Source organism: Pseudoalteromonas sp. PB2-1 (assembly GCF_045040605.1).
GTDB lineage: Bacteria > Pseudomonadota > Gammaproteobacteria > Enterobacterales > Alteromonadaceae > Pseudoalteromonas > Pseudoalteromonas arabiensis.
The window spans coordinates 1,742,000-1,768,273 of sequence record NZ_CP090667.1 but is presented as its reverse complement, the minus strand read 5'-3'; the positions used below and the strand labels follow the sequence as shown (position 1 = coordinate 1,768,273).

The following is a 26,274-nucleotide window of genomic DNA, read 5'->3' as shown; positions in this document are numbered from 1 at the left end:
CAGTCATTGATTGGTATGTCTTTCGTTGCTAGTTTAACCGCTACGAGTGTAAATATTTTAGACACAATTTCTAATCTTCGCTTCAAGACCCTCAAACATAATTTTATAAAGCTCATCGTGAACGGCATGAAACTCTTCGTTGCTTTCCTTATCCCAATCTTTTAATACTTTATGATATTTTCCGTGTGCTAAAAGATTACGAATCGAATATTCATCCATAGTCCGACCAACTTTGGTAGATATATCTTGGAGCCTGTTATTAAATGCTTTTTTAGAGTCTCTTCTATCTTGAAAAACGTCTTCTAACAGAGACTTTAGAGATTTTCTCATATCTGTTTTCTTTGGGTCATTTGCCCACTCAATTTCAATAAATGACCAAAGACCTAAATATCCAAGAAATGGGTCTGTACACCTAAGTTCTTTCAAGTAACTCAGTTGGTGAAAACACTTATGGAATAGAGAGCGCTCAGCAATATCTTTTGCTAATAGGAAAGTGGCATCAGTATCTCCTAGCAAAAGCTGTCGTATCGTATAAGTGTTCTCGTGTAAATCAGGGCTTGGTGGCTGCCAGTTAACGTAAGCTCCACAATCATCGGTCGTAATAGTACCGTGACCACATAGTGCATTATCACTCTTAATTCTCATGAGCAAAACGAACAATTGGCCTACTTGATGAGAATGTTTATTATCTAGAGGAGCTTTCGGAAATAACCAAATTTTATCGTGGGGAGGAAAACCTCTTGAATAAAGCATATCGACAAATACTTTCCCATGTTCATTCAATGGAGATTCGCCATCACTTACGCTATTAGTATTGAAAAATGAAAGACAATCCGAACCCGAAAGATCATCTTGTAGCTTTGAATTAATAGTTAACCAGTATGGTATCTGAGGCATCAGGGTACTTAAATTGTTCTTTTTAAGCATAATAACAAAGTTTATTAGTACCAGTAAGCTTCAACTCAATTGATTACTATATTTAGTAGTTCATAAGGTAATTGGCAGACAAGAGTATTTCAAGTTAAAACACTTCGCATCATAGCGTCCGCTCATGGCACAGAGCCGAACTTCGTCAAAGAGCGATAACCTGTCTTTCAGTTGAGTCGTCTTTAACTTAGTAACAATAAGAGAAAACTTTCCTCTTTTCCACATGTTTAAATAAGCTATAGTAATCACAATATTTATAGCTGGTAATAATTTGCGCTATTTGCTATTAATGGATGCGCATAGGGTAGGATATTTGGAACATAAGTAGGGAAAGTGCCCTTAAATAAAGCTGTTAAGTGATTTTAGAGTGTGTTTAGGCCGATAGGGGTAATAGTTGAGGGATTGGCAATCCCTATGGCGATTGTTGGCTCTGTAGCCCTTTTGTTGGTTTTGTTGCGTTACGCAAGTATTAGATTGGTTCCTTCGGACCACGACAGCATTATGGAGGTGTCTATGGTAAAAACATTAAAAGCTCGATTTCGTATCTTTTTTGGGTCAGTAGTAGAAAGTATATGGGCTACTGGGGTCGGGGTTGTCTCAGCAAATCTATCCGCCTAAGCATATTTACCACATACCAAGTTGCTTAAACGGAAAATAACAGTTGTCCATCGCTTCGCGATCATAGTCATCACTATTTTCCACTTAGCAAAGCGTTATCTATTACAAGGAGGTCTTGGTGTTCGATTTAAACAAGAAATATACGAGAACAGATATTCAACAAGCCCGTGGTGGTGAAATCCAAACTTATTTACCACAAAAAGGTTTCATTATTTTAGCTGGTTGCTTTAATCGAGAGTTAAATCCCGACTGTCCTACACAAATACAAGCAGGTAGTCTTCCAAAAGTTATAGAAAAAGCAAAACTATTAAAAAGTCAGCCCCAAACTATTTTTCCTGTATTCACTAAAGAAACGGAAAATGATAAGTATTATACATATGTGGGGCAGTTTAGGTGTAAGAGTGCTTCAAATAATAAAGAACTAATTCAAGAAGCAGAGTTAAAGTCTGGAAGGCATGGAAAAATATCCTACCTTCTAAATCTAGAGAAAGTGAGTAATACATAACAAGCCGTTTAAATGGGAACTTGCTCCTGCGTCGCTTATTTTAACCAACTATTTTTGGCCATTATTTGGGCGTAAGCTTACTAAGGGAAGTATGGAACATTTCGTCGAACTAGTTAAAGCATTAGCATGGCCAGTTGCAGTTATTTGGATTGCATACATATTTCGTGCTGAAGTACGCCAATTATTAGGGCGCGTATCATCTTTTAAATATAAAGATGTAGAAGCAAGCTTTGAAAAGAGCCTAAGTAGAGCTGAAAATAGTGCTAAAAATATTGCTAAGCCTCAAGTAAGTGAATCTGAAACTGACTTAAGCCAAAAAGAACAATTACTTCGTATTGCTGATGTTTCTCCTAGAGCAGCAGTCGTCGAAGCATGGACATTAATTGAAACCGCAGCAATGAAAAGCGGGCTATCAACTGGTACAGCAATTAAACGGACTAATCCTAAAATGATGCTGGATCACCTATCAGCATCAGGTAAGTTTTCACCTGATAGTTTGGAGTTAATTAATCAATTGCGACAAATCAGAAATAAAGCAAGTCACTTGCCTGATTTTGCTGTTACACAATCAGAAGCAGAGCGTTATTTAGACTTGGCGGTTAAAAGTGCTGCTGTTATTGGTGCAACCGTAAGCTAGCAAGTCAATTCAGCAGGACAAAAAACAGTTGGTTATTGCCCGTTACTCGCCAGTTTTAACCAGCTATTTTATTGCCTCTAATTGAGCCGCCAGCGTCCGGTGTTGGCACTTTAGCGAAGTCCTCCAGAGGGAATAGGTGCTCTCTAATCTCTTTTTAGTATGGAGCAGTCTTCACTCCCTTTATATCTTGTCTTAGATTGCTGGTTTTTATAAGGTTACTTTCGTTCTATGACTACAAATAATTACCTTTAGGTTTATATGAATATAGATAAAAATGGCTTGATATATCATTACACTTCAGTACAAGGTTTTCTTGGCATAATTGAAACTCAATCGCTATGGGTTACAAGTATAAATGGTGTTAATGATAGTCTTGAGGGAAAGCTTCATGACACACTTCTTAAATCTGCTTTAGATAATTTGACGCTTAGTCCGCTAGATATAATTGAATTTATGGAGAAGTATCAGAAGTCAAACCCTGTAACACCTCACTTGCGTAAGATACCTGATATGGAGAGTAACCCTGAATTTATTGATACCTTAAGAGATCTTTGTAAAGAAAGTATAGGTGAACTAATATCATCTTCTTTAAATTTTATTTCAACAGCTTTACTCCCACATATCTGCTGTTTCTCACAACAAAGAGACAAGCTTAGCCAGTGGAGAGCATATGGTGATGATGGTAAAGGAATTGTTCTAGCTTTTGATAGAAGTGAGATAGAAGCATCCATCAATAAAGACTTAGGTTTTCCAGTTGAAATTAGAGATGTAATGTATGATAAAGTTGAGCAAGAAAGCTATAGTAAAAAATTAGTTCAACGATTGATCCGTCACATGATTGTTAGCCAGAGTAATGATAGTTTAGACTCGATCAATGCTAGTAAAGATTATTTTTCTTCACCACTACTCTTTAAACATCATAGCTTCAATGAAGAAGAAGAAGTTAGACTGATCTATAACTCTAACAATGCCAAAGATAGTAAATTTAGATGTGTTAATGGGAATATTGTTTCTTACTATGAGCATACTTTCCCCGCCCGAAGCTTAAAGGGCATTGTTTTAGGCTCAAAGTGCTCCTTACTAACAGATACAAACGATTTTAAAGCATTTATTAGTCGGAATTTCAAACACGTTTTAGATTATGGTTTTATTGAAAAATCAGACTCTTCATATCGATAATTTATCAAAATTGAACCAGTGTGTATCCCTTGTTATTTTTGATGAGGCTTATAAAGGTTTGTGCCTCAGGTCTTGCTTGTGACCAACGTCTCCTATTGGCACAGAGCCGTCATTCGGCTCTAAATTGTTTATGTCCATAAACGAGCTTATTCGCCCGTCTAATTCTCGTTTGTAGATGACCTAGATAATTTTTTTCGGAAATTGCCACAAACAAAAAGAGCACTGTATATAGCGCGATACAAATCACGCTTACAATGCTCTTTAGAGACTATTTTAAAATAACGAGGTTATTTTAGTGAGTCGTTAATTTCTTTTAATGTTGCAACTGGGTCTGCCGATTGAGTGATTGGGCGGCCTACAACTAAATAGTCACTGCCATCTTCTACGGCTTGTTTTGGTGTCATGATGCGCTTTTGGTCACCTGCATCGCTGCCTGCAGGACGAATACCAGGGGTAACCAGTTTAAAGTCTGCGCCTAGTTCTGCTTTTAGCTTTTTCGCTTCTTGTGCTGAGCACACTACCCCATCAAGGCCTGATTCTTTGGCAAGCTTTGCGAGGTAAATTACTTGCTCTTCTGGGGTTTTATCTACACCTAAACGAGTAAGCTCTGCGGCATCCATACTGGTTAGTACAGTTACTGCAATCAGTAATGGCGCATCATCACCAAACTGTTCTAAAGCGTGTTTTGCTTTAGTCATCATTTCAACGCCACCAGAGGCATGCACGTTAACCATCCATACACCCATTTTTGCAGCCGCTGTCACAGCTTTAGCCACTGTGTTTGGAATATCGTGAAATTTTAGGTCTAAGAATACATCAAACCCTAAGTCGATTAGTTCCTTAACAAAGCTAGGACCAAAATACGTGAACATTTCTTTACCTACTTTAAGGCGACACGCATCAGGTGATAATTGCTTTACAAACGCAAGAGCTGTTTGTTGATCATCATAATCAAGGGCAATTAATACTTTTTTTGAATCTTCGACAGACATAACTTTCCTAAAAACTAATGGACTAATATGAATTAAAAACCGTCTATGCCACGGCTTGGAACAATTGTTTCCCAGTGCTTACAAGATGGACATACCCAATAAATGGTATGACTGGTAAAGCCACAGTGCTGGCACTGAAAATCAGGTTTGGTTGCGATATAAGACGTTACTAGCTTATCAATTTGATCGAGTACATCTTTAATATCGTTGTTTTGTTTGGCAAGTAGCTGTAATAAAAAGCTAAAGCCACGGATAGTTGGATGACGTTTTAAACTATCCGTTAAAAATTTGATTGCTTGATCAATATGACCTTGTTCTAGTAAAGCTTGGCAGTGTTTTATTTTTATAAGTACCCCACCCTTATCGAGCAACTCGTTGAGTAGCTCATGAAATTGATGAGTTAAATTAAGCTTTTCGTAACTTATAGCTAGCTGTTCAACAAATACAGGGGCAAAAAAGGTAAATTGGCAAATTAGCTCACGCCAATAGTAGATTGCTTTTACGTAGTCTTCTTTAATAAATGCACTGTGGCCAAGCTCATACAATGGGCGAATAGCTTTGTGGTTTAAGCTAATGGCTTTACGCATAATTTGCGTATCATTATCTTGTAAGGCCGCTTCACAGTAAAAGTTGGCAATGGCTTTTATATGCTGAGGCTTAGTGAACAAATCACTGTGCGCCTCGTACATATTGATGCCTTTTTCCCATTCACGGGTTTGTGAATAAAGATTAATAATTGGCTCTAACGCGTCTTTGTTTCCTGCCTTTACAAGCCAAACTAAGTGTTCTTCTGCACCATCTAATAAGCCTGCCATAATATAATCTTCTGCAAGCTCAAGTCGGCTAGTAGCAGCTTGTTGCTCATCAAGGCTTGGGTGTTTTAATAATAGCTCATGAATTTTAATTGCGCGGTCAAGCTCGCCACGGCGGCGGAACATGGTTGCAAGTGTTGAGTAGTGTTCAACTGAATCAGCAGCGACTTCAAGTAGATTAATAAGGTGTTCTAAGCCTTGATCTTCTTCTCTGTCTAAGAGAAATTTAAGGCCTTTAGAATATTCAGAGGTGATTTGTCTATTAAGCTGATGAGCTTGGTTTTTAGCACTGTTTTTACCCATTATCCAACCGTAACCGGCTGCAACGGGTAAAAGTAAAAACAGAAGCTCAATCATGATTAGGTGTCTTTATTAGCAACAAGCTTTTTATTGTTTTTTTCAGGCGCTAACTTTTTCTTTAAGCGATAATTTTGCCACTTTAACTGCGAACACAGTGTAAAGCTTATAAAACAACCAATGGCGACACCTAAAACAAAGCAGATACTTATTACAACAGCTAAGGGCAACGTATTACTGGCAATTAAATAGTTGATTTGCACCAATTGTGGATTTTGTGAACCAAGTACAAACGCAATAAATAAACACAGCGCTATTAATACAATTTTTAATACCCTAAACAAGTAACTACTCCTGTATAAAACTAGGCAATACTCTCATTTACGCGATCACGTAATTCTTTACCTGGTTTAAAATGTGGTACGTGCTTACCGTCTAACTCAACTGTTTCGCCAGTCTTTGGATTACGACCTGTGCGTGGAGAACGATAATGCAATGAGAAACTTCCAAAGCCACGGATCTCAATACGATCTGAGCTAGATAATGAACCGGCCATTTGTTCAAGAATTTCTTTAACGGCATTTTCAACATCTTTCACTGGGATATGTGCATGTTGTTCAGCTAGTTGTTCTATCAATTCTGACTTAGTCATAACGTTTCCTTAAAAAGAGATAAAGGAAGGGCAAAACTGCCCTTCCAATTAAAGACTATAGATTAGTCTTTTTGAGCATTTTTGAATGCTGCAGCCATTGCGTTTTCGAACGCAGGCTCTTCTTTCTTAAGCTTCTCTAGTACTTCTTTCTCTTCTGCTTCGAAAAGAGCTTTAACTGATAAGCTTAAAGTGCGGTTCTTACGATCAACACCAACGTATTTCGCTTCGATTTCGTCGCCTTCAGAAACTACAGTTGTAGCATCTTCAACACGCTCTTGAGCGATATCAGCTACACGGATGTAACCTTCAACGCCTTCGATTAGCTCAACAGTTGCGCCTTTCGCATCAACTTCAGTCACTTTACCTTTAACAATAGCACCTTTTTTGTTTGCGTCCAGGTAGTTATTGAAAGGGTCAGCTTCGATTTGCTTAACGCCTAGAGAGATACGCTCACGCTCTGGGTCAACTTGCAATACGATAGCAGTGATTTCGTCGCCTTTCTTGAATTCACGTACAGCTTCTTCGCCTGGCGTGTTCCAAGAAATGTCTGAAAGGTGAACAAGACCGTCAATACCGCCTTCAAGACCGATGAAGATACCGAAGTCAGTGATTGATTTGATCTTACCAGTAACTTGGTCGCCTTTGTTTTGTAGACGAGCAAATTCTTGCCATGGGTTAGCAATACATTGCTTAAGACCAAGAGAAATACGACGACGCTCTTCGTCGATTTCAAGAACCATAACTTCAACAGTGTCACCTAGTGAAACAACTTTTGAAGGGTGGATGTTCTTGTTAGTCCAATCCATTTCAGAAACGTGTACTAGACCTTCTACGCCTTCTTCGATTTCAACGAAACAACCGTAGTCAGTAAGGTTAGTCACACGACCAGAAAGCTTAGAACCTTCTGGGTAACGACCAGCGATAGCTGCCCATGGATCTTCGCCAAGCTGTTTAAGGCCTAGAGATACACGAGTCTTCTCTTTGTCGAATTTAAGAACTTTAACTGCGATTTCGTCGCCAACATTAACGATTTCTGAAGGGTGCTTAACACGCTTCCACGCCATGTCTGTGATGTGTAGTAGACCGTCAACACCACCAAGGTCAACGAACGCACCGTAGTCAGTAAGGTTCTTAACGATACCTTTAACTTCTTGACCTTCAACAAGGTTAGCAAGAAGTTCTTCACGCTCTTGTGAGTTTTCTGATTCGATAACTGCACGGCGAGAAACAACAACGTTGTTACGTTTTTGGTCAAGCTTGATTACTTTGAACTCAAGCTCTTTACCTTCAAGGTGAGTTGTGTCACGTACTGGACGAACATCAACAAGTGAACCAGGTAGGAAAGCACGGATTGAATCAACTTCAACAGTGAAACCGCCTTTAACTTTACCGTTGATAACACCAGTAACAGTTTCTTGCTCTTCACACGCTTTCTCAAGACGGATCCATGCTTCGTGACGCTTCGCTTTCTCACGAGAAAGGATAGTTTCACCGAAACCGTCTTCGATTGCATCTAGTGCAACATCTACTTCGTCGCCAACAGCAACTTCTAGTTCACCAGCAGCATTTTTGAATTGCTCAGCAGGGATTGCACTCTCAGATTTAAGACCAGCATCAACAAGTACGATGTTGTTCTCGATTGAGATAACTGTACCTTTAACGATAGAGCCTTGCTCTGCTTCAAAACCCTTTAGGCTTTCTTCAAATAACTGCGCAAAATTTTCTGACATTATACGTCTCTAAATAATTAAATAACCAATTAGCAACCATGCTGCATGGGGTTGTTAAAATAGCACTGGCCTCCTGCCGGCACCTTAAAAATTTACTTTTTAGCTTTAGGAAGCTTACCTGCAAGCACGGCTTCATCTAACAAAGTTACAACTTTATCAAACACTTGCATTGCATTAAAATCACTTGTGTCGATTTCAATGGCGTCATCTGCAGGTACAAGCGGCGCAACTTCACGATTCATATCGCGATGATCACGCGCCTTTATATCCTCAAGTAGACCACTTAGTGTAACATCTAGACCACGTTCGTTCAACTCTGTAAAACGTCGACGCGCGCGCTCCTCAGCAGAGGCAGTCAAATATATCTTCAGTGGTGCATCAGGGAACACAACCGTTCCCATATCACGACCATCAGCAATTAAACCATTTTCAGTTCTAAATGCTCGCTGGCGGCGTAACAATGCTTCTCTAACTCGCGGCAATGCTGCAACTTTTGAGGCAGCAGCGCCTACTTCTTCGTTTCTAATTGTGGTTGTGACATCCTCGCCTTCCAAAATAATTTTCGATGTGTGTGCTTGGCTATCAACCAAAAATTGCACATCTAAATTTGCAGCAAGAGGAACAAGACCTTCTTCATTGTCTAATTCAATTTGATGATGGAGTGCCGCAAGTGACAACACACGATAAATCGCACCGCTGTCTAATACATCCCAACCTAATTTCTCGGCTAACAAGCGGCAAACAGTTCCTTTACCTGAACCACTTGGGCCATCTATGGTGATAACGGGCATTGATAACGCCTGCATTTATAACCTCCTGCAATGCACACCAAAATAAAACCGCGATATTATACGTCAGTTCTGATAATAGATCCGCATTTAGAGTGTAACTTTTTATATTTTCTTCTGTTTTATTGACTTGAGACAGACTCTAGTACTTTGAAAAACGTTGGAAAAGTTTTGTATGTACACTTAGGATCGTTAATGGTAATTGGCTTACCGCCAACTGCCACCATCGCAAAGCACATGGCAATACGATGATCGTTATAGGTATCAATCGCTACATCGTTAAATGTTTTAGGTGGTGTAATTTCGATGAAATCTTCCCCTTCAACAACTTCAGCACCTACTTTTCGAAGCTCTGTGGCCATGGCATATAAGCGATCTGTTTCTTTCACGCGCCAGTTATAAATGTTGCGAATGGCCGTTTTACCTTTTGCAAAAAGCGCAACAGTTGCCAGCGTCATTGCGGCATCTGGGATTGCATTGGCATCAATATCTACGGCGTTAAGCTCTCCCTTACGAACCACCAGCTTTTCATCGTACCAATCGATTTTAGCGCCAACTTGTTCCATGACTTTAGCAAAGCCAATGTCGCCTTGAACAGATGCAGCACCTACCCCATTGATCTCAATTTCGCCGCCCGCTATTGCAGCTGCCGCAACGAAGTAAGAAGCACTAGATGCATCCCCTTCAACCATAATACGCTCAAGTGCTTGGTACTGTTGACAGCCTTTAACGTAAAACGTTTCGTAATTGTCATGGCTCACAGTAACGCCAAAACGCTTCATCACATCAAGGGTGATATCGATATAAGGTTTTGATACCAAGGTGCCTTTAATAGTGATTTCTGTGTCGCCATTAAATAGCGGGGCTGCCATTAATAATGCAGTTAAAAATTGACTTGAAATGCTGCCATCAATGTCAACTTTACCACCGTTGATTTTGCCGCCTTTAATGGCCAGAGGCGGATAATCTTTATTTTTTAGGTATTCAACATCACCGCCAAGTGCTTGTAGCGCATCAACCAAGTGACCGATTGGGCGCTCTTCCATACGTGGCTCACCCACCAGTTGGTATTCACCTTCTACAGCCGCTAACACTGCTGTAAGCGGACGATAAGCAGTACCGGCATTACCTAAAAATAGCGGCTCACTTGGCGTTTTAAATTTACCGGCAACACCTTCGACAGTTGCCACTGTTTTGTCTTCGTTAAGCGAAACATTTACGCCTAGAAGTTTTAGCGCACCTAGCATATGACGAATGTCATCACTATCAAGTAGGTTTTCTACAACTGTGGTGCCCTCTGCCAGCGCTGCTAGCAGTAAAATACGGTTTGATAAGCTTTTTGAGCCAGGCAGTGTCACACTGCCATTTACCTTTGTAATAGGTTCAAGACGAAGCTGTTCCATAATTAGCTGTTCTCCTTGGCAAATTTATCCATAAAATTAACCAAAGCTTGAACACCTTCTAACGGCATCGCGTTATAGATACTTGCACGCATACCACCGACAATACGGTGGCCTTCAAGAGCTAATAAGCCTGCTTCTTTTGACTCAATGATAAACTTGTCATTAAGCGATTCGTCGTTTAACCAAAACGGTACGTTCATACGTGAACGGCAATGCTTAGCAACTTTATTATTATAAAAATCAGAGTTATCAATAAAATTGTAAAGTAGCTCTGCTTTTGCGATATTTTGCTCTTCCATGGCTTTAACGCCGCCATTTGCTTCAAGCCATTCAAAGACTTCAGCTGCTAAGTACCACGCAAATGTAGGTGGCGTGTTATACATACTGCCTTGTTTTGCTTCTAATGCGTAATCAAGAATACCTGGCTTTGCAAGGCCCTCACGCTCAAGTAACGTTTTGCGGATAATAACAATCGATAAGCCAGACGGACCGATATTCTTTTGTGCACCAGCGTAAATAAGATCAAACTGATTCACATCAATTTCGCGCGATAAAATAGTCGAAGACATGTCAGCCACAATGGGAGCTGACGGATGTGAAGGCACATCAAAAATTTCAATACCATCTACGGTTTCATTTGGGCAATAGTGAATGTACGATGCATCCGCAGGTAATTCCCAGCTGCTCGCTGGTTTGATAGAAAACTGGCCATTTTGCTGCTCATCATCACGTACATTGATGCTTTCAACGGCAGTGAATTTTGCGGCTTCTGAAGTTGCGCCTTTCGACCACACACCGTTTTCACAATAAACGGCGGTTTTATCATTAAGGTGAAGATTCAATGGAACCGCGCTAAATTGACCACGGCCACCACCGTGCATAAATAACACTTCAAATTCATCGCTAATATTCATTAAACGACGCAGGCTAGCTTCACATTTAGCTGTGAGCTCTATGAAATCACTACTGCGATGGCTGATTTCCATCACAGATACACCTAAACCTTGCCAATCTATAAATTCTTTTTGTGCTTTTTGCATTACTGCCGGCGGCAGCATTGCCGGTCCTGCACAAAAATTATATTTAGTCATTACTTTGCCTCATTCCAGTAATTATAGTGCTAATAAAAAAAGCGGCCGAAGCCGCTTTTTAAATCAATGTTATTCTGAAGGTGGGTTATCACCCGTTTCTTCAGGATTTGTATCGACTACTTCAACGGCCTCGCCTTCGATGGCTTCAAGCTCATCAACTTCGATTTCTTCAATACGTTGTAAACCAACTACTTGCTCTTCGTCAATAGTTCGTATCAAAATAACGCCCTGTGTATTACGACCAACTGTAGAAACCTCATTAACCCTAGTACGTACGAGTGTACCGCGATTAGAGATAATCATGATTTCGTCGTTGTCATCAACTTGTACTGCACCAACCACAGCGCCATTACGCTCGCTTACTTTGATTGATACAACACCTTGCGTTGCACGGCTCTTCGATGGGTAATCTTCAAGTGCCGTACGCTTACCGTAACCATTTTCAGTCACAGTGAGGATTGCGCCATCTGACTTAGGTACGATTAATGACACCACGCGTTGATCGTCCGCCATCTTAATACCACGAACACCCGTCGCTGTACGGCCCATTGGACGTACACCTTTGAAGCGGATTTCTGGGTTACCATTTTCGTCTAGAACTGCATTGCCGTTTTCATCAACGACAGCTGATTCTTCCGCTTCTTTAAAGCGAACAACTTTACCCGCATCAGTGAATAGCATGATTTCATTCGTGCCATCAGTGATATCAACACCAATTAGGCTATCGCCTTCATTTAGGTTCACAGCGATGATACCGCTGGCACGTTGACGGCTATACGCAGTCAGTGGTGTTTTCTTAACTGTACCAAACGCAGTCGCCATGAAGATGTATTTATCTTCTTCGTACTCACGTACCGGTAAGATAGCAGTAATACGTTCATCAGCTTCAAGTGGTAATAAGTTAACAATTGGCTTACCGCGCGCCGCACGGCTTGCAAGTGGTAACTGATATACTTTAAGCCAATACAAGCGACCTGCCGTTGAGAAACACAGGATTGTATCGTGTGTATTGGCAACTAATAGACGTTCGATGAAATCTTCATCTTTCATCTTCGTTGCTGACTTACCTTTACCACCACGACGCTGTGCTTCGTAGTCAGATAATGGCTGATACTTAACGTAACCTTCGTGAGAAAGCGTTACAACAACGTCTTCTTCATTAATTAGGTCTTCAAGGCTGATATCGTGAGCCGCTGCACTGATTTCAGTACGACGTTCGTCACCATATTGCTCTTTAATTTCTACTAGCTCGTCGCGGATAACTTCCATTAGGCGATCTGGGCTTGAAAGTATAAATAAAAGCTCAGCAATAAGATCAAGGAGTGTTTGGTACTCGTCTAAGATCTTTTCATGCTCAAGACCCGTTAGCTTGTGTAAACGTAGGTCTAGAATTGCTTGTGCTTGTTGCTCAGATAAATAGTATTGACCGTCACGGATACCTAAATCATCAGCTAACCAATCAGGACGTGCAACGTTATCTTCACCTGCTTTTTCAAGCATTGCTTTAACAGTACCCAGCTCCCATGAGCGTGCTGTTAATGCTGCTTTTGCTTCTGCTGGTGTTGGTGACTTACGAATAAGTTCAATAATCGGATCGATATTCGCAAGAGCAATCGCTAAGCCTTCAAGCGTGTGAGCACGGTCACGGGCTTTACGTAAATCAAATACCGTACGACGTGTAACCACTTCACGGCGGTGTACGATAAACGCTTCAAGCATTTCTTTAAGGTTAAAGCACTTAGGTTGGTTGTTATCTAGTGCAACCATGTTCATACCAAACACAGTTTGTAACTGAGTTTGTGCATAAAGGTTGTTTAAGATTACTTCACCAACATCACCACGTTTGATTTCGATAACGATGCGCATACCGTCTTTATCTGATTCATCACGTAGTGCGCTAATACCTTCAATCTTCTTATCTTTAACAAGCTCAGCGATCTTTTCGATAAGGCGTGCTTTGTTAACTTGATAAGGGATTTCGTGGACGATGATCGTCTCACGGCCAGTTTTTTCGTCTACTTCGATTTCAGCGCGAGCACGAATATAAACTTTACCACGGCCCGTTAGGTACGCTTGCTCAATACCTTTTTTACCATTGATAATCGCCGCAGTCGGGAAATCTGGACCTGGGATATATTCAATAAGGTCAGCAATTGTCATATCAGGGTTTTGAATAAGCGCTAAACAACCATTGATAACTTCTGTTAAGTTATGAGGTGGAATGTTTGTCGCCATACCAACCGCGATACCCGAAGAACCGTTTACTAATAAGTTAGGTACTTTAGTAGGTAATACGTCAGGAATTTGCTCAGTACCGTCGTAGTTAGGTACGTAATCAACCGTTTCTTTTTCTAAGTCAGCTAATAATTCATGTGACATTTTCGCCATACGGACTTCCGTATAACGCATTGCTGCCGCAGAGTCACCATCAACAGAACCAAAGTTACCTTGGCCGTCAACTAGCATATAGCGTAATGAGAAAGGCTGCGCCATACGAACGATGGTGTCATATACCGCGCTGTCGCCATGTGGGTGGTACTTACCGATTACATCACCAACAACACGTGCTGATTTCTTGTAAGGTTTATTCCAATCATTATTGAGTTCGTTCATTGCGAATAAAACACGGCGGTGAACAGGCTTTAAGCCGTCACGTACGTCTGGCAATGCACGCCCTACGATTACACTCATCGCGTAATCAAGGTAGGAGTTTTTTAATTCATCTTCAATATTGACTGGCAGAATTTCATTGGCGAGATCAGTCATTTGATTTCACATTCCTTCAGTATTGACTCATAAAGAGGCAAAGCGCCGTCTTCAGAGCTTTAGTTATTATTTCCAGACCATGCTATCACAATTTATTTAGATTTACAGGCGCTAAATCTTTGCGATTTATTAATTTACCCCTATATAATGGCCTCAGATTGACGAGGAAGTTTTTTATGACCGAACATCAAAATGTAGATAATGCAGAAATTGCAAAGTTTGAAGCCATCGCAGAACGTTGGTGGGACCGCGACGGAGAGTTCAAACCTCTTCATGAAATAAATCCTCTTCGCTTGGATTTTGTTGCCGATAAAGTGGGCGGCTTATTTGATAAAGAAACCTTAGATGTTGGCTGTGGCGGCGGCATCTTAAGTGAAAGTATGGCACGTATGGGCGCAAAGGTGACCGGCATCGATATGGGTCAAGAGCCATTAACCGTTGCCAAACTACACAGTTTGGAAACCGGCGTGCCCGTTGATTATATTAAAGTACCCGCAGAAGAGTTTGCTGAAGAGCACCCTGCTCGCTTTGATGTGATCACTTGTATGGAAATGCTGGAGCATGTTCCAGATCCTGCTTCTATTATTCGTGCTGTAGCAGAACTTGCCAAACCGGGCGCCGATGTGTTCTTTTCAACATTAAATAAAACCCCGAAAGCATACTTATTTGCCATTGTTGGCGCTGAAAAGCTTTTAAAAATGGTGCCCGAAGGTACTCATGACCACAAGAAGTTTATAAAACCTGCACAGCTTATTGCATGGGCAGAAGAGGCAGGCTTAAAAGTAAGAGCCAGTACAGGCCTTACCTATAATCCGTTCTCTAAGCAGTACAGCTTAAATGATGATGTCAGTGTTAATTACATTCTTCACTTTGAGAAACTGGTCTGATGAGTGGTGTACAAACACCCCCTATCGATTTTGATGCGTTTATCTTTGATTTAGATGGCACACTACTCGATACCGCAGATGACTTAGGTGGCGCATTAAACCGTGTCTTAGCTGATGCCAATGTGGCGCCTGTTGCTGAGCATGTTTATCGCCCCGCAGCTTCTAATGGTGCAAATGCATTATTAGAAGTAGGCTTTGGTGATAAATGGCCCGAACTTGAACAACTCGCCTTGCGCCAGCAGCTTCTTGACTACTACGCTGCAGATATTGCTGTGCACAGTAAATGCTTTAAGGGTATAGAGCAGCTCTTAGTTGCACTTGAACAAAAAGACATTAAATGGGGCATTATGACTAATAAACCAGGTTTTTTAACAGAGCCGTTAGTCAAAGCAATCCCTTCTTTAAGTAATGCTATGGCTGTGGTGAGTGGAGATACACTAGACGTGGCGAAGCCATCTCCAGATCCACTACTGCATACTGCTGAGATCCTCAATGTTGATCCCAGTCGTTGTTTATATATAGGGGATGCGGAGCGCGACATCCAAGCGGCAAAAGCAGCCAATATGTATAGTGCTACTGCTTTATGGGGCTATATACCCAGTGTTGATGCTGCTCTGGATTGGCAAGCTGATTTCAATTGGCATTCGCCTATTGATGGATTTAACCATATATAGTGCTATATTTAAATTTAGATACTATATATTGTGATCGGTTTGAGTTTTGAGCATTCTTTGACGATAAAAAAAACAGTCAAAATTTATTTTCAAAAACGGTAAATTTTCTAGATCTTGAGTTGATTTTTACAAATTTCATCATCAATGAATGGTCAAAGGTTAATGCTCACTAACACAATGCGCTTATCCAGTAGTTATCCACAAATAGGGGCATTTCTGTCCCTTGCAAATGATCGCAGACCACACTATCTTGTGATCTGCAATTTAAAGAACACCAGATATTGTGGCTAAATGTTATTCAATTCACACAATCTAGTGTTTAATAATAAAAATTATACTGAAGAATAAGTTTTCACTAAAAATATAATTTCCCAAGGAATACAGGCAAGACTATGAACCAACAGCTATCTGTAAGCAAACGTGACGGCCGTAAAGAGTCACTTGATCTAGATAAGATCCACCGCGTGATCGCTTGGGCCGCCGAAGGTCTAAATAACGTGTCTGTCTCGCAAGTTGAATTAAAATCACATATTCAATTTTACGATGGAATTCGTACCGATGACATTCATGAAACTATCATCAAAGCGGCAGCTGATCAGATCTCTAAAGATACGCCTGACTACCAATACCTTGCTGCTCGATTAGCTGTATTCCATTTACGTAAAAAAGCGTACGGCCAATTTGAGCCACCACGCTTATACGATCACATCACGAAATTAGTTGAAGACAAACGTTATGATCAACACTTACTTGTTGATTATACCGAGCAAGAAATCGATGAGTTAGATTCTTATATTGATCACAACCGCGACTTAAACTTCAGCTATGCTGCTGTAAAACAGCTAGAAGGGAAATATTTGGTTCAAAACCGTGTTACTGGTGAAATTTACGAAAGTGCACAGTTTTTATATATCTTAGTGGCTGCAAGCTTATTCTCTGATTATCCAAAAGAAACGCGTCTTGACTACATCAAGCGCTTTTATGATGCAGTATCTACATTCAAGATTTCATTACCAACACCAATCATGGCCGGTGTGCGTACGCCTACGCGCCAGTTCAGCTCATGTGTACTTATCGAGTGTGGTGATAGCCTAGATTCTATTAATGCGACATCGTCTGCGATCGTTAAGTATGTTTCGCAACGTGCAGGGATTGGTATTAATGCGGGTCGCATTCGTGCGCTTGGCAGCCCTATTCGCAACGGTGAAGCGTACCACACAGGTTGTATCCCGTTTTATAAGCATTTTCAAACAGCAGTTAAAAGCTGTTCACAAGGTGGTGTACGCGGCGGCGCAGCAACCCTATTCTACCCATTATGGCACTTAGAAGTTGAAAACTTATTAGTTCTTAAGAACAACCGTGGTGTTGACGATAACCGTGTTCGTCACCTTGACTACGGTGTACAGTTCAACAAATTAATGTACAGCCGTTTAATTAAAGATGATTACATCACTTTATTTAGCCCATCAGATGTACCTGGTCTATATGACGCCTTCTTCGAAGATCAAGCGAAGTTTGATGAGCTATATGTTAAGTACGAGCAAGACGAGTCAATTCGCAAAAAACGTATTAAAGCGATTGAGTTATTCTCAATGTTTGCACAAGAGCGTGCAAGCACAGGTCGTATCTACTTACAAAATGTTGACCACTGTAATACACACAGCCCGTTCATTTCGACTGTGGCACCAATTCGTCAATCTAACCTATGTTTAGAAATTGCATTACCAACTAAGCCACTTAGCAATGTAATGGATGAAGAAGGTGAAATTGCACTGTGTACTTTGTCTGCGTTTAACTTAGGTGCAATTGAATCACTTGATGAATTAGAAGAGCTTGCTGAACTTGCAGTTCGTGCGCTTGATAACTTACTTGATTTCCAAGACTACCCTGTTCCAGCAGCTAAAAACGCGACTATGGGTCGTCGTACGTTAGGTATTGGTGTAATTAACTTTGCTTACTACTTAGCGAAAAATGGCAAGCGTTACTCAGACGGCAGTGCAAATGCGCTGACTCACAAAACATTTGAAGCAATTCAATATTACCTAATGAAAGCGTCAAATGAGTTAGCGAAAGAACGTGGTGCATGTCCAAAATTTAACGAGACTACGTATTCTCAAGGCATTATGCCAACAGATACTTACAAGCGTGACCTTGATCAGTTCTGTGAAGAGCCACTTCACTTAGACTGGGATTCATTACGTGCCAGCATTAAAGAGCACGGTATGCGTAACTCGACGCTGTCTGCACTCATGCCTTCAGAGACATCATCGCAAATCTCTAATGCAACCAATGGTATTGAACCACCACGTGGTCATATCAGTGTTAAAGCAAGTAAAGATGGTATCTTAAAGCAAGTAGTACCAGAGTATGAAAATCTGAAAGATAACTACGAGCTACTGTGGGATATTCCTTCAAACGATGGTTACTTACAACTTGTTGGTATTATGCAAAAATTCGTTGACCAAACGATCTCTGCAAACACGAACTATGATCCATCTAAGTACGAAGGCGGTAAAGTACCTATGAAGGTGCTATTAAAAGATTTACTAACTGCGTATAAACTCGGTGTTAAAACCCTGTACTATCACAACACCCGTGACGGTGCATCTGACTCTCAAGATGAGTTAACACCTGAGGTTGAAGATGACAGTTGTGCAGGCGGCGCTTGTAAAATCTAATTAAATTAATAACATAACAAAGGCGGGCTCATTAGCCCGCTTTGTCCTGACTGTTTTTTGAGAAATCACTATGTCATATACAACTTTTAGTCGAAACCATAATAACCAATTACAAGAACCGATGTTTTTCGGCCAAACAGTAAACGTGTCACGTTACGATCAACAAAAGTACCCTATTTTCGAAAAGTTAATAGAAAAACAATTATCGTTTTTCTGGCGCCCTGAAGAGGTTGACGTAAGTAAAGATCGCTTAGATTTCCAAGCGCTTCCTGATCATGAAAAACACATTTTTTTGAGTAACCTAAAATATCAAACACTACTTGATAGTGTGCAAGGTCGCTCTCCAAATGTTGCCTTACTGCCGATTGTATCAATCCCTGAGCTTGAAACATGGATCGAAACATGGGCATTCAGCGAGACTATTCACAGCCGTTCTTATACGCATATTATTCGTAACGTAACGCAATCTCCTGAGCTTATCTTCGATGATATTGTAAGCAATGAAAAAATCAGTGAGCGCGCTGATGCGGTAACCAAATACTATGATGATTTAATCAACATGGTATCGCTATATAACTTATATGGTGAAGGTAAACATGTTATTAATGGTAAAGAAATCAAAGTAAGCTTATTTGATCTTAAAAAGCAGCTTTACCTTGCTATGATGTCGGTTAACATCCTAGAAGCCATTCGTTTTTACGTAAGTTTTGCGTGTTCATTTGCTTTCGCTGAGCGTGAATTAATGGAAGGTAATGCGAAAATCATCAAGTTAATTGCGCGTGATGAAGCACTGCACTTGTCTGGCACACAGCACATTCTAAACATTATGCAAGATGGTAAGGACGACCCAGAAATGGCGATCGTTGCTGCACAATGCCGCGAAGAAGCGATCCAAATGTTTGTCGAAGCTGCCGAGCAAGAAAAAGATTGGGCAGAATACTTATTCAAAGATGGTTCTATGATTGGTCTAAATAAAGATATCTTATGCCAATACGTTGAATACATCACTAATGCACGTATGACTGCGGTAGGCTTACCTGCTCAGTTTGAAAGTAAGAGCAATCCTATTCCTTGGATCAACTCTTGGTTGGTATCAGACAATGTACAAGTTGCCCCTCAAGAAGCTGAAATTAGCTCTTATCTAGTTGGTCAAATCGACTCTCAAGTTGATGCATCTGACTTTGGTGACTTCGACCTGTAATGAGCACTAACATCACTGCACAGGTTATCCTTGCAGGAACAGACAGCCAGAATGTAGAGTTTGATTCTGGCTGTTCATCTCTCCTTGAATGCCTAGAACAACAAAAAATAGATGTCCCCTACCAATGCCGAGAAGGTTACTGCGGTGCATGCCGTGCAAAATTAGTTGAAGGGAGCGTCAAGTATAATCAAGAGCCGCTTGCTTTTGTGCGAGAAGGCGAAGTTTTACTATGTTGCAGTAAGCCCAATGGTAAGATAACCATTGAGCTTTAATGCCAAACTAATTGCTTACTCTGATAAAAACCAAGCTTATCTGCAACACTGATTGCATGCTCATCAATAGTGACATCCCACTGTAGGTTTTTGGTTAGGTGTGACGCTAAATCATCGATAAATTGATGATCAAAGGCAATCAAATGTCCATTGCTGATCAGTTCAAGTGAATGCTGATATTCATTCAGCCAATCACCATCCAATGTTGTCACTACCCATAATTCATCCACCCTTTTCGCCACTTTACTGAGAGTGGGAAAATCTGGTTCATCAACGACTAACCAAGTTATATAGTGCTCATCTAATGCTTTGATAGCAACATCAGGCTCCGAACGATCTGATTTTGCATTAAGCACAGCATCCTCATTATATGCAAATACACAATAACTTAATAATTTAAGAACAAAGTGCTGGTAGCTTTCTGAGCGCTCGCACGCAGTAGTAAATACCTTAGAATGATTACGGTGCTGGCGTAAATTAGCGATACTAAATTGTGCCTTGAATACCCTATTTTTATCAGACATAGCTGTTAACCTTTACACGAGTAAGGTGTCTTGAGTATAGCCGATGTATGGTAAATAGCGACAAAACAAAAGTTATACTATAACGTCATTGTTTTGCCATAAATGAGGTGTTATATTATATCAAGATTATTAATAATAAACTCAGAAGTAGGAACGATGAATAAACTTACAGTACTTTCAAGTGCCGTTGCAGCAGCTTTATTTTCACATTCAAGCTTTGCAGCTGTTATCTCAGGTCAAGTTCTAGACGATAAGCAACAACCCATTGCAAATGCCGAAATTCATGTTCACGGTAAATCACAAACAGTGGTGACGGACAAATCAGGTCAATTTAAAATTGATGTAGATAACAAAGGCCAACTCCACATAAGTAAAGACAACTACATTGATAAACGTATAGAAATTTCTGGTGACAGCCAATCTGTTGTCGTCAATCTAACACCGACGTCAGTTGAAACTGTTGTTGTTTATGCATCAGCCCTACATAAAAATAGTTTAGAAATGATCTCACCGGTTAATGTACTTGCTGGTGATAATTTAAAAAACAAAGCCAAGCCAACTTTAGGTGAAACACTAAAAGGCTTACCTGGTGTGAATGCCAGTTATTTTGGCCCAGTTTCATCAAGTCCAATTATTCGTGGCTTAGATGGTCCACGTGTAAAAATCACCCAAAATGGTCTTGATAGCAGCGATGCCTCACGTATAGGCCCAGATCACGCCACATCTAACGACAGCTTAGCTGCTGAACAAATCGAAGTACTTCGCGGCCCTGCTACCCTACTTTATGGCTCAGGTGCGATTGGTGGTGTAGTAAACGTCGTTGATAATCGCATCCCTACCGATAGCATCGATACGCTAACCGGCGCTGCACAATACACTCACGATACAGTGTCGAATACCAATACCTACGCCGCTAAGTTAGAAACGGGTAATAACGGATTTAATTTCCATTTTGACGGAACTAAGCGTAAAGGCCACGATTATGAAACCCCTACCTTCGAGCTTCCTGAAGAACACGAAGAACATGAAGGTGAAGAGCATGAAGAGCACGAAACAGCTAACAGCGTAGAAAACACATTTATCGACAGCGAAACGCTGAATTTTGGTACTAGCTATGTAGGTGAACATTTAACGGTAGGTATGTCCTATGGTCGTATTGAAACTGACTATGGTATTCCTGCTCATGAACACCATCATCATGAACATGACGAGCATGAAGAAGGTGAGCATCATGAAGGTGAACAAGAGCATGAAGAATCAGTATTTGCACGCTTAGAACAAGACCGTTGGCAAGGTTACATGAGCTATGCATTGCACGATAACTGGATCGAAAATATTACGCTTCGTGTCGGTTACACTGATTATCAACATGCCGAAATTGAAGGTGGAGAAATCGGCACTGTTTTTCATAACGAAACAACAGAAGCACGTGCCACTGTTGAGCATAAATTAGGACAGTGGCATGGCATAGCAGGCTATCACTTTTATGAGTCTGATTATGATGCAGACGGTGAAGAAGCCTTTACCCCTGCCAGCACCACAACTTCAAACGCATTATTTTTACTCGAAGAAAGACAATTTGGTGACGTTACGGTTGAGCTAGGTGCACGAATCGAAGATTACAAAATTGACTCAGATATCACCATGAGTGAACACCATCACGATCATGAAGATGACCACGAGGAAGAAGCACACGAAGAAGCTGAAATTATCAGCTACAGCGAAGATTTCACAAACCTTAGCTTATCTGCAGGTGCGATTTGGCAATATCAAGAAGGTCAAAGTGTTGCTCTAAGTGTGTCACGTTCAGAGCGTGCACCACTGAGTGCTGAGCTACTATCAAATGGTGTGCACATTGCTACTAGTACCTATGAATTGGGCCTTGGTTATCACATTGAGGATGGTGAAATTCATTTTGAACCGGAAAATATTGATCAAGAAACTGCCACCAATTTTGATTTAAGCTTCCGCCGTTTTATTGGCGATTTTGGTTACACAGTTAATTTCTTCTATAACGATATTGAAAACTACTACTACCAACAAAATACAGGCTTAGTATTTGATGAAGAGCACGGTTTAGAGTCAGCAGCGGATGCTGATGAAGATGCAATGGCGGTTTATCAATTCGCGAGTAAAGATGCAAAACTTTACGGTGTTGAGTTTGATGTTCATTACCAAGTTACACCGAGTGCATTAGTAAAAGTATTTGGTGATTCAACAACTGCGAAATTAAAGGATGGTGAAGGCTATTTACCACGTGTGCCAGCCAATAAACTTGGCTCTGAATTACAATACACATTTGCAGATTGGCAGTTTAGCTTAACAGGTACACATTATTTTGAGCAGTCAGATATCACAGCCTATGAAACAAAAACTGATGGCTATACTTTGTTTGATGCATCTGCTAACTACCAACTCGATTTAGGCCCTGTAGATACACAGCTTTATATTAATATTGATAACTTAACCGATGAGCTAGGTTTCGTACACAGCTCATTTATTAAAGAGAAAGCACCACTACCAGGTCGTAATTTCAGCTTAGGTATTCGCGGTTATTTCTAATTTGACTTAAGTTTTAATCGTTATAAAAAAACCCTTTTACTTTAAAAGTGAAAGGGTTTTTTATTAAGCTTAGAAACTTAAAAATTTAGTTAAAAGGTTTAGCCTTTTAGTTCAATCTTCGCCCATGAATCACGAAGACCTACAGTTTGATTGAATACTAATGTTTCAGCTTTGCTATCACGACAGAAGTAACCCATACGCTCAAACTGGAAGCCCTGCTCTGCTTGTGCGTTGGCAAGTGACGGTTCAACTTTAGCGTTAGCAAGCACCACGAGTGACTCTGGGTTCAAAGTTGCGTTAAAGTCTTCGGCAGCAGCTGGGTTTGGTACGTTAAATAAACGGTCGTATAAACGTACTTCAGCTGTGATAGATTCACTTGCTGATACCCAGTGAATTACACCTTTAACTTTGCGACCATCACTTGGGTTTTTACCCAGCGTTTCTGGATCGTAAGAACAGAAGATAGTAGTAATTTCACCATTTTCATCTTTTTCAACACGCTCAGCTTTAATTACATAAGCACCACGTAAACGTACTTCTTTATCAAGGACCAAACGCTTGAACTTGTTATTTGCTTCTTCACGGAAGTCTTCACGCTCGATATAAAGTTCACGCGTGAAAGGCACATCACGACGGCCCATCTCTTCTTTATTCGGGTGATTTGCAACAGATAACGTTTCTACTTTATCTGCGTCATAGTTTTCGATAACAATCTTCACCGGATCAAGAACTGCCATTGCACGTGGTGCATGTTCATTTAGGTCTTCACGGATACATGCTTCTAGCATACCCATTTCAACCATGTTCTCTTGTTTAGTGATACCGATACGAGAACAGAACTCACGTACTGATGCAGGTGTATAACCACGACGACGTAAACCAGCAATCGTTGGCATACGCGGGTCGTCCCACCCTTCAACATGACCATTAACCACTAAGTCGTTTAATTTACGCTTAGACATAATGGTGTACTCAAGATTTAATCGTGAAAACTCGATTTGTTGCGGATGACACTCAAGGCTAATGTTATCCAATACCCAATCGTATAAACGACGGTTATCTTGGAACTCAAGCGTACATAATGAGTGTGTAATGCCCTCTAACGCATCAGAAATACAATGCGTAAAGTCGTACATTGGGTAAATGCACCACTTGTCACCTGTTTGGTGGTGATGAGCAAAACGGACACGATATATAATCGGATCACGTAATACCATGAATGAGCTTGCCATATCGATTTTTGCACGAAGTACACACTCGCCTTCTTTGAATTCGCCATTACGCATTTTTTCAAATAACGCTAGGTTTTCTTCAACTGGTGTGTCACGGTATGGGCTGTTTTTACCTGGCTCTTTTAATGTACCACGGTATTCACGCGCTTGATCTGGCGATAAGAAACACACATACGCAAGGCCTTTTTCGATAAGCTCAACCGCATAGCCGTATAACGCATCGAAATAGTTAGATGAATACTTGATTTCACCATCCCACTTAAAACCTAACCACTGCACATCTTCTTTAATCGAATTTACGTAATTGATGTCTTCTTTTTCTGGATTCGTATCATCGAAACGTAAATTACAAAGACCTTGATAATCTTTGGCAATACCAAAGTTTAAGCAAATCGACTTTGCATGACCAATGTGTAAAAAACCGTTTGGTTCTGGTGGAAAACGCGTGTGCGTAGTCGCATGCTTACCGCTTGCGAGATCTTCATCAATACGCGTTCTAATAAAGTTACTTGGGCGATTCTCAATTTCCGCCATAGGAGCATAATCCTCTGAATATTGCATGGTGACAAAACTAATGCATTATTACAAAAACAAACCTTAACATACAGTAGTTGAATCATGTTTATTGAAGATATTAAGTCGATTGTTGAATACATAGTTCACAGACTCGACAAAATCGGTAAAAAAATTGTTCTAACGCAATAAAATGATCATCCAGTAGCGATATAGTCCCGACAGTTTTACTTTTAATAAGGAAAAAAGATGGCTTCGCTCAATCAACATCGAGTCTATATTCCAAGCTCAGCACGTGCAAACCAATATGTGCTAGTTGAATTTAAACCAAACGATGAGTTTTTCGCGCAGTTTAGCTCAGTTAACTGCAGTTATAAGCGTCTTGCAAGGGAATTATTTGCACTATGCGACGAATATGAACTTCACAATGTTCATCTAATCGCAAATGATAAACTACCCGTGGTTCGTTATCACGATGAAGCATATAGCTTAGAAACCGCCAAACAAATTCTATTTTTTTATAATCCTCAATACCATGAAGCCCACACTATATTTGCTTCGGATGATGAAAAATGTAAAAAGATTCGCTTCTTATTCTTGGCAACCGGTGAAGAAATTAGGGCTAATGCAGCCCAGTTTCATCATAAAGTACAGCGTGTCATTAGCAGCTTACAAGATAAGCTGTTAAGCAACCAATCTTCGCTAAAAATTCGCGATCACCAACACCTTACTTATGACATGTTTGCAAAAGCAAAAGGCCATAAAGAAAGCTACGGTTATAAATTAAGAAGCCTCTACCCTCGTTATCAGTCTCGTCAATGTCACTTACCAAGTGAGCACAGTGAAATGACCTATGCGGGATTCTCAATTCCAGTGACGCGTGCGATAAAAACGCAATTCCAGCATATGCTTAACGAAGCAAACTACACACAATTTTATCAGTATATTTTTGATGCGTTTAAACGCGCATGTGAAAAACGCCAATTAACACTGGGGGCTTTTATCGCTAATGGTACCCGACCTATAGTGCGCAATAGCCATATCGATAATGCGCAAAGCAACAGTGAACTACAAAAATTGACCTTTGATTGCAGCACGAAAGAACCCCAATTACAGCATTACTGGGATGCCAAGAGCTTAGTTGACGTGCTGCATTTCGTGATTGCAGCCGCAGATAAAGATAAGCATGATATTGGTTATGGTCGATTTATGAACCAAGTTCAAAGCGCAATTAATGAAGTGACCGATGAACTGGCATTCAACCCAACTCGGCAAGATTTACGTGTACGTTTTTATCAGCACATTAACTATCAATATTAGATAAGTACAGTATT

The 26,274-nt window shown here is 40.5% G+C and carries 22 protein-coding genes; 10 read left to right on the top strand and 12 right to left on the bottom strand.

The genetic code is table 11. The annotated features are described in order from the left end of the window. Positions 1-57: 57 nt before the first annotated feature. Entirely contained in the window at positions 58-897 is an 840-nt protein-coding gene (locus L0Z67_RS08135) for a hypothetical protein (protein ID WP_405128675.1), read from the bottom strand. Positions 898-1,663: 766 nt separating this feature from the next. Between L0Z67_RS08135 and L0Z67_RS08130 the strand changes: the two genes are divergently transcribed. The 3 genes from L0Z67_RS08130 (at position 1,664) to L0Z67_RS08120 (ending at position 3,866) form a co-directional block, all read left to right on the top strand. Continuing rightward, positions 1,664-2,050 carry a hypothetical protein gene (locus L0Z67_RS08130; protein ID WP_405128674.1) on the top strand — a complete coding sequence of 129 codons (387 nt, stop codon included), beginning with the start codon at positions 1,664-1,666 and terminating at the stop codon, positions 2,048-2,050. A 91-nt stretch (positions 2,051-2,141) separates the two neighbouring features. Further along, entirely contained in the window at positions 2,142-2,687 is a 546-nt protein-coding gene (locus L0Z67_RS08125; RefSeq protein WP_405128673.1) for a DUF4145 domain-containing protein, read from the top strand. A gap of 258 nt (positions 2,688-2,945) precedes the next feature. Next, the gene (locus L0Z67_RS08120; protein ID WP_405128672.1) at positions 2,946-3,866 is read left to right on the top strand and encodes a DUF2971 domain-containing protein; all 921 of its coding nucleotides are present in this window, start codon (positions 2,946-2,948) and stop codon (positions 3,864-3,866) included. 287 nt (positions 3,867-4,153) lie between these two features. Here L0Z67_RS08120 and pyrF read toward each other — a convergent pair whose 3' ends face one another. The 9 genes from pyrF to gyrA all read right to left on the bottom strand — a co-directional run bounded on the left by pyrF (position 4,154) and on the right by gyrA (position 14,397). Continuing rightward, complete coding sequence (pyrF, locus tag L0Z67_RS08115) at positions 4,154-4,858, bottom strand: orotidine-5'-phosphate decarboxylase (protein WP_193988776.1); 705 nt, start codon at positions 4,856-4,858, stop codon at positions 4,154-4,156. A 32-nt stretch (positions 4,859-4,890) separates the two neighbouring features. After that, positions 4,891-6,027: a lipopolysaccharide assembly protein LapB gene (gene lapB / locus L0Z67_RS08110; RefSeq protein ID WP_062569029.1), complete on the bottom strand. Its 1,137-nt coding sequence runs from the start codon at positions 6,025-6,027 to the stop codon at positions 4,891-4,893. Positions 6,028-6,029: 2 nt separating this feature from the next. Continuing rightward, positions 6,030-6,311 (bottom strand): lipopolysaccharide assembly protein LapA domain-containing protein, encoded by a 282-nt coding sequence (locus L0Z67_RS08105; RefSeq protein WP_405128671.1) that lies wholly within the window; start codon positions 6,309-6,311, stop codon positions 6,030-6,032. A gap of 20 nt (positions 6,312-6,331) precedes the next feature. Continuing rightward, complete coding sequence (gene ihfB, locus L0Z67_RS08100; RefSeq protein ID WP_062569027.1) at positions 6,332-6,619, bottom strand: integration host factor subunit beta; 288 nt, start codon at positions 6,617-6,619, stop codon at positions 6,332-6,334. 62 nt (positions 6,620-6,681) lie between these two features. Continuing rightward, positions 6,682-8,349, bottom strand: a complete 1,668-nt coding sequence (gene rpsA, locus L0Z67_RS08095) for a 30S ribosomal protein S1 (protein WP_062569026.1) — start codon at positions 8,347-8,349, stop codon at positions 6,682-6,684. A 92-nt stretch (positions 8,350-8,441) separates the two neighbouring features. After that, positions 8,442-9,155, bottom strand: a complete 714-nt coding sequence (gene cmk, locus L0Z67_RS08090) for a (d)CMP kinase (RefSeq protein WP_062569025.1) — start codon at positions 9,153-9,155, stop codon at positions 8,442-8,444. A gap of 104 nt (positions 9,156-9,259) precedes the next feature. Continuing rightward, a complete protein-coding gene (aroA, locus tag L0Z67_RS08085) occupies positions 9,260-10,540 on the bottom strand; it encodes a 3-phosphoshikimate 1-carboxyvinyltransferase (protein WP_405128670.1) in 1,281 nt (426 codons plus the stop codon). 2 nt (positions 10,541-10,542) lie between these two features. Continuing rightward, positions 10,543-11,631, bottom strand: a complete 1,089-nt coding sequence (serC, locus tag L0Z67_RS08080) for a 3-phosphoserine/phosphohydroxythreonine transaminase (protein ID WP_405128669.1) — start codon at positions 11,629-11,631, stop codon at positions 10,543-10,545. Between the two features lie 69 nt (positions 11,632-11,700). Further along, a complete protein-coding gene (gyrA, locus tag L0Z67_RS08075) occupies positions 11,701-14,397 on the bottom strand; it encodes a DNA topoisomerase (ATP-hydrolyzing) subunit A (RefSeq protein WP_062569022.1) in 2,697 nt (898 codons plus the stop codon). 176 nt (positions 14,398-14,573) lie between these two features. On the opposite strand from gyrA, the gene ubiG reads away from it, so the two are divergent. The 5 genes from ubiG to yfaE all read left to right on the top strand — a co-directional run bounded on the left by ubiG (position 14,574) and on the right by yfaE (position 20,109). Further along, positions 14,574-15,284, top strand: a complete 711-nt coding sequence (ubiG, locus tag L0Z67_RS08070) for a bifunctional 2-polyprenyl-6-hydroxyphenol methylase/3-demethylubiquinol 3-O-methyltransferase UbiG (protein WP_062569021.1) — start codon at positions 14,574-14,576, stop codon at positions 15,282-15,284. Next, positions 15,284-15,958 carry an HAD family hydrolase gene (locus L0Z67_RS08065; protein ID WP_193988773.1) on the top strand — a complete coding sequence of 225 codons (675 nt, stop codon included), beginning with the start codon at positions 15,284-15,286 and terminating at the stop codon, positions 15,956-15,958. The genes ubiG and L0Z67_RS08065 overlap by 1 nt, the downstream gene beginning before the upstream one ends. Before the next feature lie 392 nt (positions 15,959-16,350). Then, positions 16,351-18,636: a class 1a ribonucleoside-diphosphate reductase subunit alpha gene (gene nrdA, locus L0Z67_RS08060; protein ID WP_062569019.1), complete on the top strand. Its 2,286-nt coding sequence runs from the start codon at positions 16,351-16,353 to the stop codon at positions 18,634-18,636. 70 nt (positions 18,637-18,706) lie between these two features. Next, positions 18,707-19,837, top strand: a complete 1,131-nt coding sequence (gene nrdB / locus L0Z67_RS08055; RefSeq protein WP_062569018.1) for a class Ia ribonucleoside-diphosphate reductase subunit beta — start codon at positions 18,707-18,709, stop codon at positions 19,835-19,837. After that, a complete protein-coding gene (yfaE, locus tag L0Z67_RS08050; RefSeq protein WP_062569017.1) occupies positions 19,837-20,109 on the top strand; it encodes a class I ribonucleotide reductase maintenance protein YfaE in 273 nt (90 codons plus the stop codon). The genes nrdB and yfaE overlap by 1 nt, the downstream gene beginning before the upstream one ends. Here yfaE and L0Z67_RS08045 read toward each other — a convergent pair. After that, the gene (locus tag L0Z67_RS08045; RefSeq protein WP_193988771.1) at positions 20,106-20,633 is read right to left on the bottom strand and encodes a YaeQ family protein; all 528 of its coding nucleotides are present in this window, start codon (positions 20,631-20,633) and stop codon (positions 20,106-20,108) included. The two genes, yfaE and L0Z67_RS08045, sit on opposite strands and share 4 nt — an antisense overlap. A gap of 156 nt (positions 20,634-20,789) precedes the next feature. On the opposite strand from L0Z67_RS08045, the gene L0Z67_RS08040 reads away from it, so the two are divergent. After that, entirely contained in the window at positions 20,790-23,195 is a 2,406-nt protein-coding gene (locus tag L0Z67_RS08040; protein ID WP_062569015.1) for a TonB-dependent receptor, read from the top strand. 98 nt (positions 23,196-23,293) lie between these two features. Here the strand turns inward: L0Z67_RS08040 and glnS are convergent, their stop codons facing one another. Beyond that, positions 23,294-24,961, bottom strand: a complete 1,668-nt coding sequence (glnS, locus tag L0Z67_RS08035) for a glutamine--tRNA ligase (RefSeq protein WP_405128668.1) — start codon at positions 24,959-24,961, stop codon at positions 23,294-23,296. Positions 24,962-25,189: 228 nt separating this feature from the next. On the opposite strand from glnS, the gene L0Z67_RS08030 reads away from it, so the two are divergent. Then, positions 25,190-26,260 (top strand): DUF3083 family protein, encoded by a 1,071-nt coding sequence (locus L0Z67_RS08030; protein WP_062569013.1) that lies wholly within the window; start codon positions 25,190-25,192, stop codon positions 26,258-26,260. Positions 26,261-26,274 lie beyond the last annotated feature (14 nt).

What these genes read in the sequence shown, in the direction of transcription:
- L0Z67_RS08045 (WP_193988771.1), bottom strand. Translation starts at nt 20,633, where the DNA reads ATGTCTGATAAAAATAGGGTATTCAAGGCACAATTTAGTATCGCTAAT.
- glnS (WP_405128668.1), bottom strand. Translation starts at nt 24,961, where the DNA reads ATGGCGGAAATTGAGAATCGCCCAAGTAACTTTATTAGAACGCGTATT.
- L0Z67_RS08120 (WP_405128672.1), top strand. Translation starts at nt 2,946, where the DNA reads ATGAATATAGATAAAAATGGCTTGATATATCATTACACTTCAGTACAA.
- L0Z67_RS08135 (WP_405128675.1), bottom strand. Translation starts at nt 897, where the DNA reads ATGCCTCAGATACCATACTGGTTAACTATTAATTCAAAGCTACAAGAT.
- cmk (WP_062569025.1), bottom strand. Translation starts at nt 9,155, where the DNA reads ATGCAGGCGTTATCAATGCCCGTTATCACCATAGATGGCCCAAGTGGT.
- ubiG (WP_062569021.1), top strand. Translation starts at nt 14,574, where the DNA reads ATGACCGAACATCAAAATGTAGATAATGCAGAAATTGCAAAGTTTGAA.
- L0Z67_RS08065 (WP_193988773.1), top strand. Translation starts at nt 15,284, where the DNA reads ATGAGTGGTGTACAAACACCCCCTATCGATTTTGATGCGTTTATCTTT.
- rpsA (WP_062569026.1), bottom strand. Translation starts at nt 8,349, where the DNA reads ATGTCAGAAAATTTTGCGCAGTTATTTGAAGAAAGCCTAAAGGGTTTT.
- serC (WP_405128669.1), bottom strand. Translation starts at nt 11,631, where the DNA reads ATGACTAAATATAATTTTTGTGCAGGACCGGCAATGCTGCCGCCGGCA.
- L0Z67_RS08040 (WP_062569015.1), top strand. Translation starts at nt 20,790, where the DNA reads ATGAATAAACTTACAGTACTTTCAAGTGCCGTTGCAGCAGCTTTATTT.
- ihfB (WP_062569027.1), bottom strand. Translation starts at nt 6,619, where the DNA reads ATGACTAAGTCAGAATTGATAGAACAACTAGCTGAACAACATGCACAT.
- lapB (WP_062569029.1), bottom strand. Translation starts at nt 6,027, where the DNA reads ATGATTGAGCTTCTGTTTTTACTTTTACCCGTTGCAGCCGGTTACGGT.
- L0Z67_RS08125 (WP_405128673.1), top strand. Translation starts at nt 2,142, where the DNA reads ATGGAACATTTCGTCGAACTAGTTAAAGCATTAGCATGGCCAGTTGCA.
- L0Z67_RS08030 (WP_062569013.1), top strand. Translation starts at nt 25,190, where the DNA reads ATGGCTTCGCTCAATCAACATCGAGTCTATATTCCAAGCTCAGCACGT.
- nrdA (WP_062569019.1), top strand. Translation starts at nt 16,351, where the DNA reads ATGAACCAACAGCTATCTGTAAGCAAACGTGACGGCCGTAAAGAGTCA.
- nrdB (WP_062569018.1), top strand. Translation starts at nt 18,707, where the DNA reads ATGTCATATACAACTTTTAGTCGAAACCATAATAACCAATTACAAGAA.
- pyrF (WP_193988776.1), bottom strand. Translation starts at nt 4,858, where the DNA reads ATGTCTGTCGAAGATTCAAAAAAAGTATTAATTGCCCTTGATTATGAT.
- gyrA (WP_062569022.1), bottom strand. Translation starts at nt 14,397, where the DNA reads ATGACTGATCTCGCCAATGAAATTCTGCCAGTCAATATTGAAGATGAA.
- aroA (WP_405128670.1), bottom strand. Translation starts at nt 10,540, where the DNA reads ATGGAACAGCTTCGTCTTGAACCTATTACAAAGGTAAATGGCAGTGTG.
- yfaE (WP_062569017.1), top strand. Translation starts at nt 19,837, where the DNA reads ATGAGCACTAACATCACTGCACAGGTTATCCTTGCAGGAACAGACAGC.